16 protein-coding genes are annotated in these 20,279 nt (G+C 56.5%); 6 read left to right on the forward strand and 10 right to left on the reverse strand.

What is annotated here, in order from left to right; genetic code table 11:
* Window positions 1-239 precede the first annotated feature (239 nt).
* Window positions 240-839 (forward strand): HAD family hydrolase, encoded by a 600-nt coding sequence (locus K227x_RS17775; protein WP_246145892.1) that lies wholly within the window; start codon window positions 240-242, stop codon window positions 837-839.
* Between the two features lie 274 nt (window positions 840-1,113).
* Here K227x_RS17775 and K227x_RS17780 read toward each other — a convergent pair whose 3' ends face one another.
* Complete coding sequence (locus tag K227x_RS17780; protein WP_145171568.1) at window positions 1,114-1,560, reverse strand: gamma-glutamylcyclotransferase family protein; 447 nt, start codon at window positions 1,558-1,560, stop codon at window positions 1,114-1,116.
* Between the two features lie 105 nt (window positions 1,561-1,665).
* Here K227x_RS17780 and rsmG point away from each other — a divergent pair, with 105 nt between their 5' ends.
* The 5 genes from rsmG to K227x_RS17805 all read left to right on the forward strand — a co-directional run bounded on the left by rsmG (window position 1,666) and on the right by K227x_RS17805 (window position 9,174).
* Window positions 1,666-2,346: a 16S rRNA (guanine(527)-N(7))-methyltransferase RsmG gene (gene rsmG, locus K227x_RS17785; protein WP_246145893.1), complete on the forward strand. Its 681-nt coding sequence runs from the start codon at window positions 1,666-1,668 to the stop codon at window positions 2,344-2,346.
* A gap of 105 nt (window positions 2,347-2,451) precedes the next feature.
* Entirely contained in the window at window positions 2,452-3,363 is a 912-nt protein-coding gene (gene cysD / locus K227x_RS17790) for a sulfate adenylyltransferase subunit CysD (RefSeq protein WP_145171570.1), read from the forward strand.
* A 117-nt stretch (window positions 3,364-3,480) separates the two neighbouring features.
* Window positions 3,481-5,427: a sulfate adenylyltransferase subunit CysN gene (gene cysN, locus K227x_RS17795; protein WP_145171572.1), complete on the forward strand. Its 1,947-nt coding sequence runs from the start codon at window positions 3,481-3,483 to the stop codon at window positions 5,425-5,427.
* A 271-nt stretch (window positions 5,428-5,698) separates the two neighbouring features.
* On the forward strand, window positions 5,699-6,595 hold the full coding sequence (locus tag K227x_RS17800) for a GGDEF domain-containing protein (protein WP_145171575.1): 897 nt from the start codon (window positions 5,699-5,701) through the stop codon (window positions 6,593-6,595).
* Window positions 6,595-9,174: a CHASE domain-containing protein gene (locus K227x_RS17805; protein ID WP_145171577.1), complete on the forward strand. Its 2,580-nt coding sequence runs from the start codon at window positions 6,595-6,597 to the stop codon at window positions 9,172-9,174. Before K227x_RS17800 ends, K227x_RS17805 begins: the two co-directional genes overlap by 1 nt.
* Before the next feature lie 172 nt (window positions 9,175-9,346).
* Here K227x_RS17805 and K227x_RS17810 read toward each other — a convergent pair whose 3' ends face one another.
* From K227x_RS17810 to K227x_RS17845, 9 genes are all read right to left on the reverse strand, one after another.
* A complete protein-coding gene (locus tag K227x_RS17810; RefSeq protein WP_145171579.1) occupies window positions 9,347-9,685 on the reverse strand; it encodes a zinc ribbon domain-containing protein YjdM in 339 nt (112 codons plus the stop codon).
* 163 nt (window positions 9,686-9,848) lie between these two features.
* A complete protein-coding gene (locus K227x_RS31450) occupies window positions 9,849-9,977 on the reverse strand; it encodes a hypothetical protein (protein ID WP_261343404.1) in 129 nt (42 codons plus the stop codon).
* Window positions 9,978-10,098: 121 nt separating this feature from the next.
* Window positions 10,099-10,668 carry a BLUF domain-containing protein gene (locus tag K227x_RS17815; RefSeq protein ID WP_145171581.1) on the reverse strand — a complete coding sequence of 190 codons (570 nt, stop codon included), beginning with the start codon at window positions 10,666-10,668 and terminating at the stop codon, window positions 10,099-10,101.
* A 193-nt stretch (window positions 10,669-10,861) separates the two neighbouring features.
* Window positions 10,862-11,302, reverse strand: a complete 441-nt coding sequence (locus K227x_RS17820) for a GNAT family N-acetyltransferase (RefSeq protein WP_145171583.1) — start codon at window positions 11,300-11,302, stop codon at window positions 10,862-10,864.
* A gap of 88 nt (window positions 11,303-11,390) precedes the next feature.
* Window positions 11,391-12,611, reverse strand: a complete 1,221-nt coding sequence (locus K227x_RS17825) for a tRNA-uridine aminocarboxypropyltransferase (protein ID WP_218933334.1) — start codon at window positions 12,609-12,611, stop codon at window positions 11,391-11,393.
* A gap of 32 nt (window positions 12,612-12,643) precedes the next feature.
* Window positions 12,644-13,714, reverse strand: coding sequence for a transglutaminase family protein (locus K227x_RS17830; RefSeq protein ID WP_145171586.1), 1,071 nt, complete (start codon window positions 13,712-13,714; stop codon window positions 12,644-12,646).
* 92 nt (window positions 13,715-13,806) lie between these two features.
* Complete coding sequence (locus K227x_RS17835) at window positions 13,807-16,362, reverse strand: circularly permuted type 2 ATP-grasp protein (protein WP_218933335.1); 2,556 nt, start codon at window positions 16,360-16,362, stop codon at window positions 13,807-13,809.
* A 196-nt stretch (window positions 16,363-16,558) separates the two neighbouring features.
* The gene (locus K227x_RS17840) at window positions 16,559-18,493 is read right to left on the reverse strand and encodes a serine/threonine protein kinase (RefSeq protein ID WP_145171590.1); all 1,935 of its coding nucleotides are present in this window, start codon (window positions 18,491-18,493) and stop codon (window positions 16,559-16,561) included.
* Window positions 18,490-20,223 (reverse strand): glycosyltransferase family 2 protein, encoded by a 1,734-nt coding sequence (locus K227x_RS17845; RefSeq protein WP_145171592.1) that lies wholly within the window; start codon window positions 20,221-20,223, stop codon window positions 18,490-18,492. The genes K227x_RS17840 and K227x_RS17845 overlap by 4 nt, the downstream gene beginning before the upstream one ends.
* Between the last annotated feature and the right edge of the window lie 56 nt (window positions 20,224-20,279).

A 20,279-nucleotide genomic window follows, 5' to 3' on the forward strand; every position in this document is an offset into this window, starting at 1 on the left:
CGGATCCAGGAGCGCAGCGACGCAGATCCGGCAATCCCCCACCCAATCACCCACCAAGCATGCCGGAGCCGCGCTTCGCTTGCTCCTGCCTACATTTGTGCTGGCGGATCGCAATGCGGCTTGGGCTGAACGTGGCAACAGGGCGTGAATTTTGGATGCCGTTTGCCGTTCGGGAAAGAATCGTTAGGTTTGTCGCGGAACACCTCCCCTGAATCTTCCGAAAGAAAGCTGCCAAAACTGTGCGCGACGCTGACTACACCCGCGAGTTCGATGGACTGATTTTTGATTGCGACGGCACCCTGAGCCATTCGATGCCGCTCCACTTCGTGGCGTGGCGCGACACCATGTCGAAGTATGCAATCACATTCGGTGAAGATCGTTTCTATTCGATGGGCGGCATGCCCAGCGACAAAATCATCGAGATCTTGTCCGGCGAACAAGGGGTTTCGGTCGATGCATCCGTCGTCGCCCAAGAGAAGGAAGACGCTTTCGAAAAGCTGATTGACCAGTTGCCCACACTGGACGACGTCGTGGACGTGGCGAGACGACACCATGGTCGGATGCCGATGGCCGTTGCCAGCGGAGGCATCCGAACCATCGTGAACCGGCAATTGGACCAGATGGGAATCACGGATCTATTTGCGGCGGTCGTCACTGCCGAAGACACTCAGCGGCACAAACCCGAACCGGACGTGTTCCTGGAAGCCGCCCGGCAACTGGGACTCGATCCGACCAAGTGCTTGGTGTTCGAAGACTCGCCGCTTGGATTTCAGGCTGCTGATGCTGCGGGCATGCAGTGGATCGATGTGCGTCCCTACCATCCCGAATCAGGTAGCTAGGAGCCGCTCGGTTGCTTCACCGGTTGGGCGATAGCGACCGTGAAGCAGTTCGCATGCGGATGCCAATAACGGTTTGTCGATTCAGTCAGCCGTTTCGCGATAGCCTCGGATTCGTCACCCACGAACCGGGGCTACCGGCCAAGGCGGCTGATGGGGGGACCCTGAACGATTCCAGTCCACCAGCTCGGGCCGATGCCACGTCGCCCCAGGTATCCAGACAGGCAGGTATCCAGACAGCCAAGCATCCAGACAGAATTGGGGATCCTCGGATCCGCTACTTGGCGGCCGAACCGTTGGTTGGCCAGACCGCGGGCCCGTCTGTGACGACTTTCCGGAACCCGTCGGCAATCGGATCGCGTGCATAAAAATAGGCGTTCGCCATGGCCATGGGTATGGCGTTTGGGGTCTGCTGGTCGGGGGCTTCGCCGTCATAGGGGTAGGCCTGCACGACGGCGCGGTCGTACAGATTGGGCAGTCCTGGCTGATGGCATCCTTCGATTTGGTCCAACACCGTCATCACGCGATCGATGTCCGAGTCAGCAAATAGGCGGATTTCACCGACGACGATCCCGTTTCCCGCGACGACGGCGGGGTAGTCGTGACGGTCGAATAGGCACCCCCGAATCCAAGCTGGGCGGATGGAGATCGGTTCCGCCGGCCACAGATGGGCCCGACATTGTCCCTGCTTCAGCGTGCCATAGGCAAATACGTGTGGATTCATCGCAGGAAACGGGGATCCGAGAGTTCGAACGGTCGGCCAGAATGGGTCGCTTTGAGAGCGGCGCCGAATATGTCATGATTACGGTACCGAAAGCAATTCCCGTTCATGACTGCGACCCGACCCACCATGCCGATCGATCCCGATTTTGCCGCCGCGCTCGCTTCCCACTCGATCGAAATGGACGAGGCGATGGCTCAAAGGTTGCAAGACTATGTCACTGTGATGTGGCGATTCAATGAACAATTGAATCTGACCCGCCACACCACGTGGGACCTTTTTGTTGGTCGGGACCTCCGCGACTGCTTGCAGCTCGCACCTCTGTTGGCCGAGGGCGAAGAGGTCTTGGACATGGGCAGCGGAAATGGGGTTCCCGGTATCCCGCTGGCCATCCTGCGGCCTGACATCGAAGTCTCGTTGGCCGAATCGGTTGCCAAGCGAGCCAAGGCGCTCAGCGAGATTGTGGCGGAGGTCGGGATCCAGGTCCCGGTGTACGCGGCCCGGGGCGAAGATCTGATGGAAGATTTTCGGTTCACGTCGGTCGTCTCACGCGCCGTCGGCAGCATCGCGAAGTTCTGTCGCTGGATCGAACCCCACTGGATGATGGTGGACCGCCTGTTGTTGATCAAAGGCCCCAAGTGGCTCGATGAACGGGGCGAAGCCCGCCACTTGGGTTCCTTGGCGAATTTGCAAATGCGAAAAGTCGCCTCCTATCCACTGGGGGATGCCGAAGAATCCGAGGGCGTGATTCTGCAGATTTGGCCAAAGGGCTCGACACGGTACCAATAGCTCTGTTAGGTCCGGGACACTCGTTTCACCCGGGGCTACTAACCACTCAGGCGGCGCTTATACTCCTGGGCTGGATTCTCCACAAACACTCAATTTTTTGGCGAAATGTCGGACTACAACCTCACCCACCTCAAGCAGCTCGAAGCGGAATCAATCCACATCATGCGCGAGGTCGTTACCGAGTTCAATAAACCGGTAATGCTGTACAGCATTGGCAAAGATTCAGCCGTGCTGGTCCACCTTGCGCTAAAGGCGTTCTACCCAGCCAAGCCGCCATTCCCGCTATTGCATGTCGACACGACCTACAAGTTTCGCGAGATGATCGAGTTCCGCGAACAGTACGCACGGAAGGAACTCGGCTTGGACCTGCTGGTTCACATCAACGAAGAAGGAATCAAGCACGACATCAAGCCGTGGGAAGACAGCGAACGCCACACGGAAATCATGAAAACCGACGCGCTGAAGCAGGCGTTGGACAAGTACCAGTTCGATGCAGCTTTCGGTGGTGCACGTCGCGACGAAGAGAAGAGCCGCGCCAAAGAACGTGTCTTCAGCTTCCGTGATAAGTCCCATCGATGGGACCCCAAGAATCAGCGGCCCGAGCTCTGGAACCTATACAACGGCCGCGTGAACAAGGGCGAATCGATTCGCGTCTTTCCAATGAGCAATTGGACCGAACTAGACGTGTGGCAGTACATCCACTTGGAAAACATCCCCATCGTGCCTCTGTACCTATCGGCGCCCCGCCGCGTGGTCGAGCGTGATGGCGTGTTGTTGATGCGAGACGACGATCGCATGCCGCTGCTGGCCGGCGAAAAAGAAGAAACCAAGATGGTTCGCTTCCGCACACTGGGCTGTTACCCGCTGTCCGGAGCCGTCGAAAGCGAAGCGGCGACCTTGCCCGAAGTGATCCAGGAAATGCTGCTGGCGACGACCAGCGAACGCCAAGGCCGAATCATCGACCAAGACGAAGGCGGTGCGGGAATGGAAGAGAAGAAACGCCGCGGATACTTTTAACGAACAGGTTGCAGACGGCTCTGTCCCCCACCTGCTTTTCAGCAAAGCGTTGACGGCTGCCAACCATTCGTTTGTTCTTGTTACCTGACACCTGTCACCTGAAACCTATCTTTCTCCATGTCCCATCAATCTGACCTGATCGCGACCGACATTGACGCCTATCTGAAGCAGCATGAACAGAAGCAGTTGCTTCGGTTGATCACCTGCGGCAGCGTTGATGACGGAAAGAGCACGTTGATCGGCCGACTGCTATTCGACAGCAAAATGGTCTACGAAGACCACCTGAAACAACTGGAAGTCGATTCCAAACTGGTCGGTACGACCGGCGGTCAAATCGATACCGCACTGTTGATGGATGGATTGAAGGCCGAGCGTGAACAGGGCATCACGATCGATGTTGCGTACCGCTATTTCAGTACCGCAAAACGCAAATTCATCATCGCCGACACCCCCGGCCACGAACAATACACGCGGAACATGGCCACCGGCGCCAGTTCGGCCGACCTGGCTGTGATCTTGATCGATGCTCGGCACGATCACGGCGTGTTGACGCAAACCAAACGACACTCGTTCATCGTTTCCCTGCTGGGGATTCGTCACGTCGTTGTCGCGATCAACAAGATGGACTTGGTCGATTACAGCGAAGAACGTTTCGAAGAAATCTGTGACGATTACCGCTCGTTCGCGACGCGTTTGGATCTTCCCGATCTGCACTTCATTCCGATCAGCGCGCTCAATGGCGACAACGTCGTCGATCGCAGCGAGCACATGCCGTGGTACACCGGCAGCACGCTGATGAATTTCCTAGAGAACGTCTACATCGGCAGCGACCGGAACCTGCAAGATTTCCGGATGCCGGTACAGTACGTCAATCGCCCCGATCTAAACTTCCGCGGTTTCTGTGGCACGATTTCATCCGGCATCATCCGTGCCGGCGAGGAAATCATGGTTCTGCCAAGCGGCCAAAAGTCGCATGTTAAACGCATCGTCACCTTCGACGGGGATATCGACGAGGCGTTCGCGCCGCAATCGGTGACGCTGACATTCGCGGACGAGATCGACGCCAGCCGTGGCGACATGATTGTGCGTCCCGGCAATTTGCCGCGATCGCGATCCGAATTTGACGCGATGCTGGTTTGGATGAACGCAGATGGAATGGTGCCTGGCAAAACCTATCTGTTCAAACACACAACGCAAACATTACCCGGAACGATCGACACGCTGAAATATCGCGTGGATGTCAATTCGCTGCACCGCAGCCCCGCCCCGGCGTTGGAACTGAATGAAATCGGCCGCGTCGGCATTACTTTGTCGGCCCCGATCCATATGGACGCCTATCGAAAGAACCGCAGCACCGGTGCCTTCATCGTCGTGGATCGATTGACCAACGCCACCGTGGCGGCGGGCATGATTTTGGACAAATCCGGTGATGCGAAGAACCGAACCGTGTGGGACGATTCGGATGCCGATGCATCGACGTCCCCCAACGCCGTATCGCAGGTTTCTGCGGATGATCGTGCGGCCCGCTTCGGCCAGCGTCCGGCCACCGTGTTGCTGACTGGGCTAACCGGCAGCGGCAAAACCTCGATCGCACACGCAGTCGAACGCAAACTATTCGACGCCGGCCGCGCCGTGGCCAGCATCGATGGCGAAACGGTGCGACGAGGGCTCAGCCGTGACTTGGGCTTCACCGCCGAAGACCGCAGCGAGAACTTGCGTCGCAGCGGCCATTTGGCTCACACATTGAACGATGCCGGCATGATTTGCATCGCGTCGTTCGTCGCACCATCGGGCGACGTACGCCAGAAAGTCGCCAAATTGATCGGCGAAGGCAAATTTTTGGTCGTCCACGTTGCGACCCCCGTCGATGTGTGCCGCCAACGTGATACCAAGGGACAGTATGCCAAGGCCGACGCAGGCGAATTGGTGAACTTCCCAGGCGTGACGGCGACCTACGACGTCCCCGAAAACGCGGATCTGACAATCGACACGACCAGCGACACCGTCGATCAGTGTGCCGATGCCGTCGTCGATATGCTGCGATCCCGCGGTTTCATCAAATAGCGATCCGAGCCGTTGGTGGTCGCCAATCATTTTGACGTCATCCGGTACAAACGTGTACTGGATGTTCGTCAGATGGGATTTTGGCCGTCACCTTTCGCCCATTGTGTCGCTACGATCGGCATGACAGGGATATTGCCCCAGATTGCTGGCTGGGGTAGTGGCATTTGTCACCAAATTGCCACAAGGAGGCTCGAGAAAGTAACGGCGCTGCAATTCTATGGAGGTGATTAGGGCTTCACTTTTTTGACTCCAGCGGGCAAAGGATCTATCGATGTTAGGTATTTCACCTAAGGCGATTAGCGTCCTTTTGGTTGAAGATCAGGAAAGCGAGGCCTTCATGGTCACACGCATTCTGACCCGCACATCGCAGGCTGTCTTCGAAGTCGAACATGCGTCGTCACTGCAGGAAGCCATCCAGCAGCTTTCAGAAAACGATTTCGACGTTTGCTTGCTCGATCTTGGGCTTCCCGACGGACACGGAATTGAATCGCTGCATCAGATCCGATGCGTGGACGCGAGACTTCCAGTGGTGGTCCTGACCGGAAACGACAACGAAACACTTGGCCTAGCCGCGATTGAAAAAGGCGCCCAGGATTACGTTGCCAAGGGAGCAATCAGCGGCCAATTGCTGACTCGATCGCTAAGCTTTGCGATCGCAAGGCAGCAAAAGATGCTGGGCATTGCAGCCGACGCCAACACAGACATCCTGACAGGGATGCCCAACCGCAGGCGTCTTAGCGCCAGTTTTTCCGAACTGGTCGAACATTGCAAAGTGATGTGCATCGCTTTGTTGGACATTGACCATTTCAAGCGAGTCAATGACCTGCACGGCCACTTGGTCGGCGATCACGTGCTTCGCCACATCGCCAAACTGATCAGCGAATCTTCGCAACATGGAATCCAAGCTGCCCGATACGGCGGCGAAGAATTCGCAATTCTGTTGCCAGAGGCCGGGCTAGAAAACGCGATCCACCACGCTACCGAATTGATTCGCAGCATCGAGTCATCGCAAATCGAACTGAGAGACGTTTGTTTGAAAGTCACCGCTAGCGTCGGAATCACATCGGTCATCGACGGGGACCAGTTGGAAGACGCACTACGACGAAGCGATGTAGCCCTGTACGACGCCAAGCGTTCGGGCCGCAACCAAGTCTGCGTGAAAATCTAATGGAAACCTTGTCTGCATCGCCTGCGGAACAGATCCGTACCACGGTTGCGAAGGCGCACGTTCTGCAACGGCTTCTGTGGATCGTGATTGTCCTGGCGATCGGTTTCACGCTATTCGCTTGGAACTATTCTCGGCGTTATCAAACCGAACGATTAGAGCAGCGTTTCGATCGTGAAGCCGACCAAGTCGTCGCCTTGGTGATCGATCGGATGACGAAGTACGAAGACATCCTGTGGGCCGGCACTGCGTTTGCAAACACCGTCGACGGCAGGGTGGAACATGGCCAATGGGAACGTTTCGCAAATTCGATTCGCGTCGAGCAAAAGTACCCGGGAATCAACGGGATCGGATTGATCGAACCGCTTCAAAACGATGAGGTGGAAGCATTCTTAGCCGAACAACGTCTGCAACGACCTGATTTTGTAATTCATCCCAATCGAAAGGGTGAACAGTATTGGCCAATCCAATCGATCACCCCGCTAGTCGGAAACGAAAGTGCGGTTGGTCTGGATATCGCGCACGAAAGCAACCGCATCACAGCGGCTCGCAAAGCGCGTGATACGGGCACCGCACAGGTAACTGGTCCGATCATTTTGGTTCAGGACTCTCAGAAAACACCCGGTTTCCTGTTCTACGCTCCCTATTACGGCCCCAACGGTGGCCCCAACAACGTCGATTCATTCCGCGGATTGGTCTACGCACCATTCGTGTTTCGCAAACTGATTGCCGGAGTCCTAGAGAGCGATCGACGTCAGGTTGGCATACGATTGAGCGACAGCGGCACGGACCTTTTTAACGAATTAATGCCTTCGGATTCGGACTTCGATCCGGATCCCCTGTTCAAAAAGAACTACAACTTCGACGTGTATGGTCGTCGATGGGATTTTTCCATCTGGTCGTCCAAGTCGTTCCGCGACAGTGTTGACCAATCCCAATCCAACTTCATCCTGCTTGCCGGAGTGTTGATCGACCTATTGTTGATCGGAACATTCTTCCTGATTGCGCGCGAATCCAAACGGTCCATTGCGATGGCCGACGAAGCCACCGGGCGTCTGGAAAAACTAGGGCTGGCTGCCAAAGTGAATCGGATCGGCGTCTTTGACTTCGATCCCATCGGCGGAGCGCTCGATTGGAGCGATTCGATGTACGAACTCTATGGGCTAGAGCGTTCCAGCTTTGACGGTGCCTATCAGAGTTGGTTGTCCAGCGTTCACCCCGACGATCGCGCCCCATCGGAGGCCGCATTGGAACAGTCGATGCAGCGTGGCGAGCCATTCGATTTTGAATTCCGTATCGTCCGTCCGGATGGCGAAATTCGCTACCTGGACGCAAAAGCGGTGGTGTTTTGCGATGACAGCGGTCGTGCGATTCGAGTCTTAGGAGCCAACTCCGACGTCACCGACCGTAAACTGGCAGCCTTAGAGTTGGCAGCGACGCAGCGACTACAAGCCGCGATCCAAGATGCTGCGGGCGTGTCGATCATTGCAACCGATCCCTATGGCGTGATCACGTCGGTCAATGCGATGGCCGAAAAAATGTTGGGCTACGAGAGTCGCGAATTGGTGTTCAAGCACTCGCCTCAGATTTTTCACGACCGGGACGAAGTCGTCCATCGTGCAAAGTGGCTTAGCGAAACGACCAATACCACCGTGGAACCAGGTTTCGATGTCTTCGCCCAGATCGCGAAAGGTGGAAAAGTGGCTCCGCTTGAATGGACTTACATTCATAAAAATGGAACCCGATTGCCGGTCGTCTTGTCGGTCACAGCACTGCTGGACAACGATGGAACGACGACCGGATACCTGGGCGTTGCCAGCGATATTTCCGAACAAAAGAAGACAGAACGTGAACTGCAGAAAATGAACTTCAGCCTAGAACGCAGTAACCAAGAATTGGCCCAGTTCGCCTATGTTGCGTCGCATGACCTCCAAGAACCCCTGCGAAAAGTAACCGCGTTTTGCGATTTATTGATGGAAGATTGTATCGACCAAATCGACGATGGCGGGAAACGATACGTGGGATACATCGTCGACGGTGCCAAGCGAATGCGGTCGCTGATTCAAGACCTATTGGCGTACTCTCAAGTCCAAACGTTGGAACACCAAACTGAATTGCTGGATATACGAGTCATCGCATCGTTTGCAGTGGATACGCTTTCCGAAGCAATCGCAGAATCGGACGCAACGATCACGTTCGGCGAAATGCCGCAGGCACATGCGAATGCCAGACAGATGGAACAACTGTTCCAGAACCTGATCGGAAACGCGATCAAGTATCACGGCGATCAATCCCCGGTGATTCAAATCGAGGGCGAGTTCGTCGACGGCAACGCCCGCTACTCTGTCTCGGACAACGGAATCGGAATCAAACGGGAATACCGCGAACAGGTGTTCGGGATCTTCAAAAGATTGCACAACCAAACCGCCTACAAGGGCACGGGAATCGGGCTGGCCATCTGTCAACGAATCGTCGATCGCCTAGAAGGGCGGATCTGGGTGGAGGAATCCCCCCTGGGCGGATCTACCTTCCTATTCGAATTCCCAAGCGATAGCGACGTCCCATTCGAAGCAAACGTCTAGCCACCATCGAAGACCGCGCTGCGTTCGAACAGCAACGAACGGTGGACGGATGGTCGCCAAATCAGACAGACAACCGGCATTGGTCGTCTGAAGGTGATGCGTCAGGTGATCGAGTCACCCGTGCTGCCGCTCGATACGGTGTCCACCGAATGATCCACCGTCTTGGAGCCGATTAAGCTTTCTTGACGAATTCGGACTTCAACGACATGGCACCGACACCGTCGATTTTACAATCGATGTCATGATCTCCGTCGACCAATCGAATGTTCTTCACCTTGGTGCCGCCTTTGACGACCAGTGACGAACCTTTGACTTTCAGGTCCTTGATGACGACGATCGTATCGCCAGATTGCAAGACATTTCCATTGGCGTCTTTGACCGCAGCTTCATCGGCCTTGGCGGCTTCTTCGGCCGGTGACCATTCATGACCACACGACGGACACACCAACAGGATGCCGTCTTCGTATGCGAATTCCGATTGACAAGCAGGACAGGGAGGTAATTGGCTCATAGAAACAGATCGTAACGACGGAACGAACGGGCCAGCGGAACTTTGCCAGCGGAGTTGCAGGATGAAACAGTGGCCAGTATAGCGATTCACACCGCACCTACGAACCTGCGTGACAGAAGGACGCACCGGATCGATGTCGCCGATGCCCTTCGGCTGTCCGGCCTTATTTTGCCATCTGAACTTCTTCCGCCGGCGGCAGCAGCTTAGGCTTGATGGTCAGATGGCCAATCGGAACGAAACGCATGCTGCTGGCGACCGCCGCAATGTTGTGCGTTCCGCATCCGGTCATCATCAGGTGAGCGGTTTTCGTAGAACAAAATCCCGCCCTAGGGGCTTCCATCTTATGAAAGTCCAGCAAGCGAAACGACGTTCACGGCTTTCGGGAACACCCACTGTGTGATGTCGTGCAGTCGTCAGATCGAACGACTTGGCACCGCTTCGATTCTACTTGCTTGCCACGACCTTGGTTCGGCAAAGTCACCGGTTGTCTCGTTCGCATGCAGCATCCACCGTCCGCGGTGAAAGCCTTCTAGAACCAGACGAATCCGCAACGAATCACGTTCAAGATCCGTGAATTTGGGAGGACCTGCATTCAAGTCGTGCTCCTTTGCATCGCGATTCCCAAAGAAATCGACGAAACCTGGCAGCCTAGCGATCCGTTCAGGGTCACAGATGAAGCCCAGGCTCCACGCACCGAAATTCCGCCGCTCGATCACACGATTGGCCAACAGAATCCTGCCGCTGTGTCGCGTGTCACTGGCAATGCGTTCGTAAAGCGAGCTGACCGAACTTGCCGGTCCTTCCAACACATGAAAAAAGGCATCGTCGCGGTAAAGCAACACGCCGCTAATTTGATGCGTTTCGTTTTTATGGCGTGAACGTTGAACGAGTTCGCCAATTTCCGTATCGCTGAACGATACGAGTGCCGTGCTGGCATAGACCAGCTGTTTCAGCTCGCCATGCTCAGTATCAATTGATTTCATGATTTGTACCAATGCCAAGAGAATGCCCCGCGCTTGGCAGCCTTGAAAGGTCAGATTCGTCCAACCGTTCCCGACTATCAAAAGTCTGTGTCAGCTTTGCGACCATTGCAGCTTGGGAAGCCGCGGAATCACCATTCACTGTCACCGCATAACATGCTGTGACGATGGTGCGGGTTCTCTGATCGGATGCTGATCAAGAGGGGCCGCTGGGACCGTCAGAGGCCGGCGGAATGGTCCAGCAGGACGGATGCTGATGCATCCCGATCCCTTGGCTATCCGACAAATGGGCGTAATAGGTCACCGCGTCGGGAGCAGCAAGCAAAATCAGGCGAGTATCCAAGCCCGCCGCATCATGGATCGCTGCAATCAGAGATCGGCCGATTCCCTGGCTCTGAAATGCGACATCGACCGCCAAATCGGAAAGATAAGTGCAGTAGGCGAAATCCGTCATCGCACGCGCGACACCCACGAGCAGCGCACGGTCATTTCGGGCGGTCACGATCAAATCCGCATTCGCCAGCATCTTCGAAATTGTCGCCACGCTATCCACCGGTCGCCGCGCCGCCAGCGTCGATCGCTGCAACACGTCGATGAATTCATCCGCCGTTAAATCCGCCTCGATCGCGTACTGCATCCGTTGTCTTTCGGTCGATAGTGGAGTGGAAAACGATCAGGCCACGCAGCATGGGACAAATCGCGGAGCACGGTTTCACAATCGGCAATCACTTTTGCTGATCAGCATCCATGGATGCCAGGCTTGAAAAATGTTGGGTCAGCGCGATCGTGTTCGCCAATCGTTGTGCGGCGCGGGTGTCGTTCATCGGCGCTGCGGCGTTTGCGTCGGCCGACTCGTCGGCCTTGATCGACTTCAAAACCAAGCATGGGTGACGCGGGGACACCTCGTTTCGAGTGATCAATTTTTCCGTTCCCGGATGGCGAACGACCACGGTGTCATGCTTTCGCAGGAACCCTTGCCACGATTCGCGAAACTCGTCCAACGACACCGCGGTGCCGACCTTCGCATCGTCGAGCCCGATCTGGTCGCGAAAGTACTCGTCGCCCAGGCAATCGGCCTGGATCACCATTTCGAAACGTTCGCCTGTCACCAAACGTTGGGCGACCCAATAGACAGGCCGCGGAGGAACTTTTGACTTCGGCGGACGGACTCGTGGCTTTGGCCGAACGGAAGCCGGTCGATAGTCACCCTGTTCCTGTTCACCGTAGGCGACGACGATGTTTTCCAAAGTGCCGCGCAGTGCCTTAGGAACGTTGTTGGCATCGGGGACTCGTTTGGAGTTCACGCGCCAATTGGATTTTGGATTGGCGATCTGTTGGTCGATGATTCGATCAAACGCCTGCATCAACTCGGCTAGTTGCAAGGCAAGTCCCGGCGTCTCGGGTTCGTTGTCCGCCAATGCAGCGATCACCGCTTCCAAAGTCGAAAGGGCCTGATCGTCGGGTTCACGGCGGATTCGGTATCGTCCCGGTTCGGGTGGCGCCAACTTGAAACGGGGAAGCGTCGCCAAGCGGGGAATGTCCCGCATCAGTGTTTTGGTGTGGTGCCAGGTTCCGTCCAAGACAATCAATTGCGATGGACGCTGATCGACCGGCAAATCGGTCAACAGCGGCACGTCATCGCCGGGATACAGAACGGCCGCATCATCGGCCAGCGTGACTTCGTTCATCCGCCGAGCCAACACGTCGTTGTTTTCAACGATCAATCGGCAACGGTCCAACGCCATGTCGACCATCCGAGCGGTGTTGAACGGATGTTCGCGTTCTCGCCGATGCTGCAAAATCAGCACGTCGGTGCGATTGGCAACCGAAGGAATCAGAGAGCAGTAGCACAGTTTCTGTGGCCGGAAACAGCGCAGGCAACGAGGCTGGAAGTCAGGTGCCGCCTGGGTTTCCCCAGGTTGATTGTTTGAATCGGCGGCGGGCACTGATGGGGGGGGTGGTTGATCCGACGGAGTATTCAAACGACCGGCCCCTCGTCACCAAAAAAGAACATCCGCTGCGATGATGGATCTTGCAAAGGTGGTTGTCTCGATTTCTGCTGCTGTTGGCTCTGTTGCTGAGGTTGGTTCTGTTGCTGCAATCCAGCACCGGGGACCACGCCGGCCGATGGTTCATCAATCGGTTCGACATCCACACTGACACGCAGCGAAGGTTTCCCACCGCCCAACACCACGCCACGCATCGGGCTGACGTCGTTGTAATCGCGCCCGACACAGATCGGCACGTGTTGTGTCCCAACGAAACATGCATTGGTGGGATCATAACCAACCCACTGATGCTCCGAACCAGCGTACACGCTTAGCCATGCATGCGATTCGTCCGCACCGACCATCCGTTCTTTCCCGGGGGGCGGCAAAGTCCTTAGATAGCCGCTGACATAGCGCGCCGGGATTCCCAACGATCGCAGACAAGCGATTTCGATATGTGCGAAATCTTGGCAGACCCCCGCCCGTAGTTCGAACGCTTTATCGGTGGGTGTGTTGACCTCGGTCGCCGACGAATCGTATTTAAAGTCGCGGTGGATTCGGCGCGTCAGATCCAACGTCGCAGCTAAGATCCCGCGGCCCGGCAAAAACGACTGACGTGCGTACTGGGCGAAGATTTCCGATGCCGAGATGCGAGCGGAATCGAAGCGATATTCCAGAACTCGCAGAGGCGTATCGGCGGTCGTAAGCGCCTGTTCGACAATGGTTTCCCAAAGGACGTCTCCCTCGAACGTGCTGCCCTCGGGCGTCGACGTTTCCGGAGGCATGTCGACCGCCGCGACCGTCACATCGCTAGTGGCCACAACCTTCAATTCCCGATGTAAAAACTCGATCGCGAACGAATAGACTTGGTTGCCAAAGTAATCCTTGTGTTCAAACACGCTGTCGGGCGACGGGTGAATCGACATCGTGGAACTATGCACCGTCACACGCCCACCGGATCGCGGCTGCATCCGCAATTGGTTCTGGCAAATCGCCACCTGATCACTATACGAATAGTGCGTCTGGTGGGTGATTCGATAGCGGGCGGATTGATTGGACACGGCGCGTGTGGTGAATGGGATCGAGATGGGAAGTGGGATTCGGTCGCCATGACAGCGACACAGGAATCAGGGACGGCACCAGACCAAATCCGTTACGAAATGATGGGCGGCAGAACACCGGTCAGCGACTGAGTTGCGCCGGTGTGGATCAAATATCTTGCAGCGATCACGTTGGACAATTCCGGCAGGACTTCCAACATCCGATCGAGCAACCGCTGCAGTTTAATGCGTCGGTCGGCATCCCCACTTTCCGACAAATCATTTGGATCCGCCATCCGCAGATAGTGTACCAATTCCAATGCTAGTTTCTCGTCATGCCCCAAGCCGACCGAACTGGAACTATTTGGCAATTGATCCAAAACCCGACAGATTTCGTCAAGCTGGAAGCGAATCGAACGGGGATTCGTCTCGTCGGTGACCAGCAGATCCAAGGTCGGCGCCACACGAACCAGATTCAGATATCGCGAACGATAGGTCATCAGACTGTCGGATGTTTCCAAGACGGCTTCACAGACCGCGCGTTCGCCTCTGCCGACCGGAACCAATGTCGCGGACAATAATTCGGCGGTTTGGTAAGCCCGTTCCAGGCGACGTCCCAGTTCCAAGAACTGCCACGCATGGGTCCGAGTAAAGCTTTCGCTAAGCACCCCGGCGAAACCCAACAGGTCGACAATCAATCCGTTCATCCGCTCGATCAGACGCCCGATATTTCGTTCAGCCAGCGGGGCGTTCAGATCGGCTTCGGCCCGTTGAATGATCCGATAGGCATCGATGGACAGGCGGTCACGAACCACCATCGCATTGTGGATCACGGATCCGATGGTGCTTTGCAGTCCACGTGGTTGCCCGGCGTCCATCACCGATGCGGGCAACATGTCTTCCAGCCGCGGCATCGACACTTCCAACGGCGCGATCGCATAGTCCGGTTCGATCTGACCGATCGCGGCCAACCCAGCCACCAACCGTGGCAGTTCGGGCAATTCGTGCAGTTCGTTTTCGCTGGCCAGCCGAGTCAAGGTGGTTCGCAACAGCCGCGCGATCGCTTCGCCACGCTCGGCATAACGTCCCAACCAAAACAGGTGTTCGGCGACTCGGCTAGGCAGTTCGTCCCCAGACCGTTTCAACACAATCTTTGCATCCGCAGGCGCCAACAAGGTCGCATCGCTGTCGACCGGATGGTCGCTAGCGATCCAACAATCTTGGGCCATTTGACCACTGTGGGCCGACCGTCCCAACGACCTTTCGGTCGGGCTCAATCGTGCCAAGGCACCGGGAAGGACTTCCACGCCCCTTTCGGTTTGCAACTGAAAACAACGCAAAGCGACATGCCAAGGTTGCCACTTGCCGTCGTTCCAGACCGGCGTCGTGCTATGCGGCAACCTTTCTTGCGCAATGTATTCACGCGGATTGGCTTTGATCGCCGATACCAGTTCAGACCTGGCTTCGCTGGATAGTTCCTGCGGGTGGATCGGCGATGTGCCCGTCACCGCGAAGGCACCGCGAATCGCAAGCGTGTCCAGGTTATCCAGGACATACTGCAATTCCTTAGGACCGCCACACCAATACGTTGCGACCGAAGGCAGCTTGAGATCTTCGCCGAAAAAGAATCGGTTTGCCCCAGGCAGGAACGGCATCAATGCAGGAATCTGAGCCATGACGCTGCCGATCGCGTTGGCGACGGCCAGATTGCCACCGCGGATCGCCCGCAACAGCCCCGTCACACCCTCGGTCGAATCGGGCAACAGTTCCAAAGGATCACATTTGCGATCCGAGATGTGCCGCCACAGGACTTCGATCGAAAGCAGGCCACCCAAGGTCTTCAGATTCAGCCGACCGCCGCGAACGGCCAAGTCGGTTCCCTGGACCAGCGTCAGTCCCAGGTACCGAGCCAGGTAGGCGTCTTCGAATTCGCGATAGCTGTCGACACCGGGCGTCAGCAAAGCAACGCGAGGGTTCTCTCGCATCGCCGGTGCAAGCGATCGCAAATGCACTCGCAACGATTCGAAAAAATGCGCCAAACGTCGCGTATTGCTTTGCCGCACCAGCCTGGGGAAAACGCGGCTGGTGATGATCCGGTTCTCCAGCAGGTACCCCAGCCCGCTGGGGGCACGCGTACGATCGCTGACAACCCACCACGCTCCATCCTTGGCGCGTGCCATATCGGTTGCCGTGATGTGCAGCCGAGTGCCACCAAAACTTGGCACACCGTGATAGGCACGTTGGAAAATGGGGTTGGCCGCTAACAGTTCCGCCGGAACGATGCGTTCTTTGACCAGCCGTTGGCGGCCAAGCAGGTCCCCCAAGACGGCCTCTAGCAATCGGGTGCGTTGCGCCAGACCGGCTTCGACCTTTTTCCAAGATTCCGAATCGATCACCAGCGGTACTGGCGAAAGTTGCCATGGACGATTCTGGCGTCCTTCGCCTTCGTTCTCGTTTTCCACCAAGAACGTGGTGCCGTTTTCACGCAGCAATTGATCGATCGTCGATTCACGTTCGTTCATCCCGGCCAATCCGAGTTGTTCAACGTGTGCAGCCAACAGTTGCCAAGAGGGTCGAATTTTCCCGTCGGCGGTTTTGCACTCGTCGTAACGATCCGCCGGCGGCTGGTAATCGCTTAGCGAACAGTTCGAAGTGACGGTAGCGTTCAAATTGCGGGACCTTTGCGGAATTGCTGAACATCAGACTCTCATCACGCCCAATCACTCGGAAGCCGATCGGTTGTCCCCTGCTAAATCCGATGCCAGATCCGAGCGGATGATTGGTAGACGCATCTTATCGGACGGCCACGGGAATGGGCACTCGGGGCGGGCAAGACGGTTTGGCGATTACGGCAACTAGCACACCCTAAGGTGGCGAAATCGTCTCAATCCGTATTTCAGACAGCGAAAACGACGACTCGTGATTCGATCCGATGACCAACTTCGCCTCGTCCGTACCGGTCCAACCGCCCCCCATGACCAACGCCGACGGATCACCACGCCAATCCAAGATCGATTGATCGCCAAAGAAGCACTGGATGCCATCATCGCGGACATCCATCGATATTCGTTGCGGCTGGTCACCAAGTGGGGGACAACGGCGCTGAACCGAAATCAGTCTGCCATCGGACGTAAATCCGATCCCCGCAATCGATTCGGAAGAACGTTGGGAATCGATCAAGATGAAACACTGCGATTGTCCGTGGACCGGCAAGAACATGACCAACGGACCGGTGCCCTCGACGCGACGTACCGTCACGATCAACCGATATTCTTCCAGGACACGAATCGGCACCGACAACAAGCTGGGGGTGGAATTCGGAATCAGCAGTTCGGTGTCCGTTAGTTCCCATCCAGTTCCGGTTTGAATCGAACGATCGGTGTCCAAATAACCGAACAGATCCAACGGGGGAGAAACCGTTTGGATCTTGGGGGGCGACACCACCGCCTGTTTGCCTTCGGATGGATTGTCTGCATCGACGTCACCGGGCAGATCGTCTGCAATCGTCTCCATCACCAGGGCCAGGTTCGCAGCTTGCCGCCGGATCGTGTGCACGGTCAGGCCTGCCAGGATCGCAATCGTCAACATCGCTGCGCCGCCAACCAACGACCACTGAATCAAACGACGACGACGCGAACGGGCCTCGATCATCGATTGCAGACGCGGCGACTGGTCCGAAAGGACACTGCTGAAATCACGCTGGATGCGGCGCAGATCGCCCAACAATTCGGACGCATCGCGATACCGTTTGCTAGGACTTTTGGCCAGCATTTTGGTGAAGATCGGGTCAAATTCAGTGGGCACATCGCGACAGCGTTGGGACAACAACGGGACCGCTTTTTCGCGATGGGCAATCACCCGTTCCAGCGTTGACTTCCCACGTTCGCGATAGGGGGGATTGCCGGTCACCAGAAAGTGGAATGTGCAACCAAGGCCATAGATGTCCACCGATGGTGATACCTTTCGCGAATCGACAGCTTGTTCGGGCGCCATGTAGTCGATCGTCCCGACAATCTGGCCACGCTGAGTCAGGTTGGCGTCGGTGGTCGCGTCGACTGTGACGGGCGCCTGGTCGGCCAGGTCCTTGGTATCGACGTCGTCTTCGCTGACCGTGGCACCGTCGCCAAACCGAGCCAGACCGACGTCCAAAAGTTTGACCTGCCGGTCGCCGCAGATCAAAATATTTCCTGGTTTGATGTCGCGGTGAATGATGTTGTTTTTGTGGACAAACTTTAGTCCCTCGGCCGCCTGCACCAGAACGTTCAACGCGTCGGGAAACGACATCGTTCCATTCTTTTTGACGTGGGTCGAAAGGTCCATTCCTTCGACGTATTCCATCACCAAATAACAATTGGCACCGCGATATCCCGCATCCAGAGCGCTGACGATGTTGGGGTGGACCAAACGCGAAAGGGCTTCCACTTCGCGACGGAACCGTTCGTCGTCCGACGCATCGGGGTCATCATTCTTTGCGAATTTAACTGCGACCTCCCGCCCCATCACGGTGTGCCGGGCGCGATAGACCGATCCCATTCCCCCTGAACCAATTTCGTCCAGAATCAGATAATCGTCCAAGACAAGTTCATCCGATTTTCCATCGCGAACACTGCAAGCCTGAAAGTCGGTCAACACGCCCGAATCGGTCAATTGCTTGGCCAAAACTTGGTCGCGATCCTTCGTGTGGCTATCTTCGCGGTCCCCCATCGCAGCCAGTTCGGCGCGGATGCCTTCGATCTGTCCTTCGGATACCGTGCCCGACTTGATCAACAGTTCGACCAATCGATTCAGTGACTTGCTCATGGTGCCTCACGATCGCGCGGCGTGACATTCGGATGGCTGGACTGTTTGTCCGCCGGAGCGTCCATGATCTGAAACGGATCGGGATAGATTCGGCGCAGCGAATGTTCCCATCCATCGATGTCCGCTTCGGTGGGCGCACCCGCTGCCCCGCGAAACGCGTTTCCGCTGCCATCACTGCCATCGCTGGACAATGTGCCACAGCCCGTCTGTTGGGAACCATCTATCTGTTGGGAACCATCGGGCCAACCACATTCGCTGGCCTGTGGGACGTACGAATCGGATTCAATTCCGAAACCAAAGGGCAGGGACGAATCAACATGGCCCCACGAGCGCCCCTTGGAATCGTACCCGGACCCACTTTCCGAATGCACAAACATCGACGGTGACGATGAATCGTGCGTGACGCCTTGGCAGTCGGTGCTAGGTGACATCGCTGAACCGCGGGTGCGGGGATCACGCGTTGCCCTTCCCGCTGCATCGCCTTGCTGGGCGCGGTTCAGATCGAACGTCATGACCGCGGCGGCCACGCTTTCGTATTCCAAGGTTAGACGTGCGTAGGGCCATCGATCGTACTGACGATCACGATCGCGAATCATCTGATCCAAGCGAAAATCCAAGTCACCGGGAGCTCCACGTCGACGATAGCTAGCCCGCAGCGCGTCGCGGTCTCGGCGCAACTGCAACAGCGTTGGCTTGGACGCTAGTTTGGCGATCACCGGCAACCATCGATGCAGCGTCGACACAAATCGCGGATCCTTGATCACCCAAGGTTGCGGTAGTTCCTGCAGAGCCGCCAGTGCGGCCCGACCATCCCAGCGTCCGGTTTGGATGTACCGTTCGTTGAGATCGCGGATGGTTGCATGTTCGGCAAACTCTTGATCCGCGGGGCCTAGATTCCAGCCCATCTGTTGCAGCATGCGAGTGACGATCGTAGTACCGCTATGCCCTACCGCTAGAACGATTAACGACGGCATCAAGATGGCGTCGTCTTCGAAGTGATAGGGCAAGATGCGTTTGTAGTGATCGATGCCACGCGAACGCAGGTAGGCTTCGAAGAATGCCGCTGCCCGTCGTCGATAAACGAGATAGTCTTTGGGCCTGGGTTGCGGGACGTGATAGATCCGGGGGACCGAACACGCAGCGATCCGCCAATTTCCAGCAAGTTTGATCTCGTAAAAAAACGGGCAGTGCTCGCCAATCTTCAGCTTGTCGACCCAGCGATGTTCCGCCAGCATTTCGCGGCGGAACAACGCAAAATTCCAAACCATGTCGCACAGGCGGTAAGCGATTCCCGACGCCGTGACCTCGACCCGGTGAATCGCTTCGCGAACCCGCATCGTGCGACGGCAAACCTCGATATCCAACGCATAACACGTCACTCGCGAATCGGCCCCGCGAATCGCACCGCCCACGGCACCGATGGTTTCATCCGCCTGAAGAACCTCCCGCATCGGTTCGATCTGCGTTTCCTCGGTAAACAGAAAGTCGTCTTCTAGGATCAGAAGATAATCGGTCTGCAGGTGATCGATCAACGCATTTCGGGCACGGGAGAGACCACAGTCAAAGGGCATCCGCAGAACTTCGACGTCGTCCGGCAACCGGGCGTGGACATTGCCATTGTCGGCCACCACAATTCGCACCCGTGGATAGCGAAGCCGTATCGATTCGACCAACCGTCGGACCAATCCGGGACGATTGAAGGTGGTGATTCCGAACGTGACGTCATGCATCAGCCAAAGTCTCCTGCGCCGTTACGAATGCCCCCGATCAGAAAACGATTGTACCC

Source organism: Rubripirellula lacrimiformis (assembly GCF_007741535.1).
GTDB lineage: Bacteria > Planctomycetota > Planctomycetia > Pirellulales > Pirellulaceae > Rubripirellula > Rubripirellula lacrimiformis.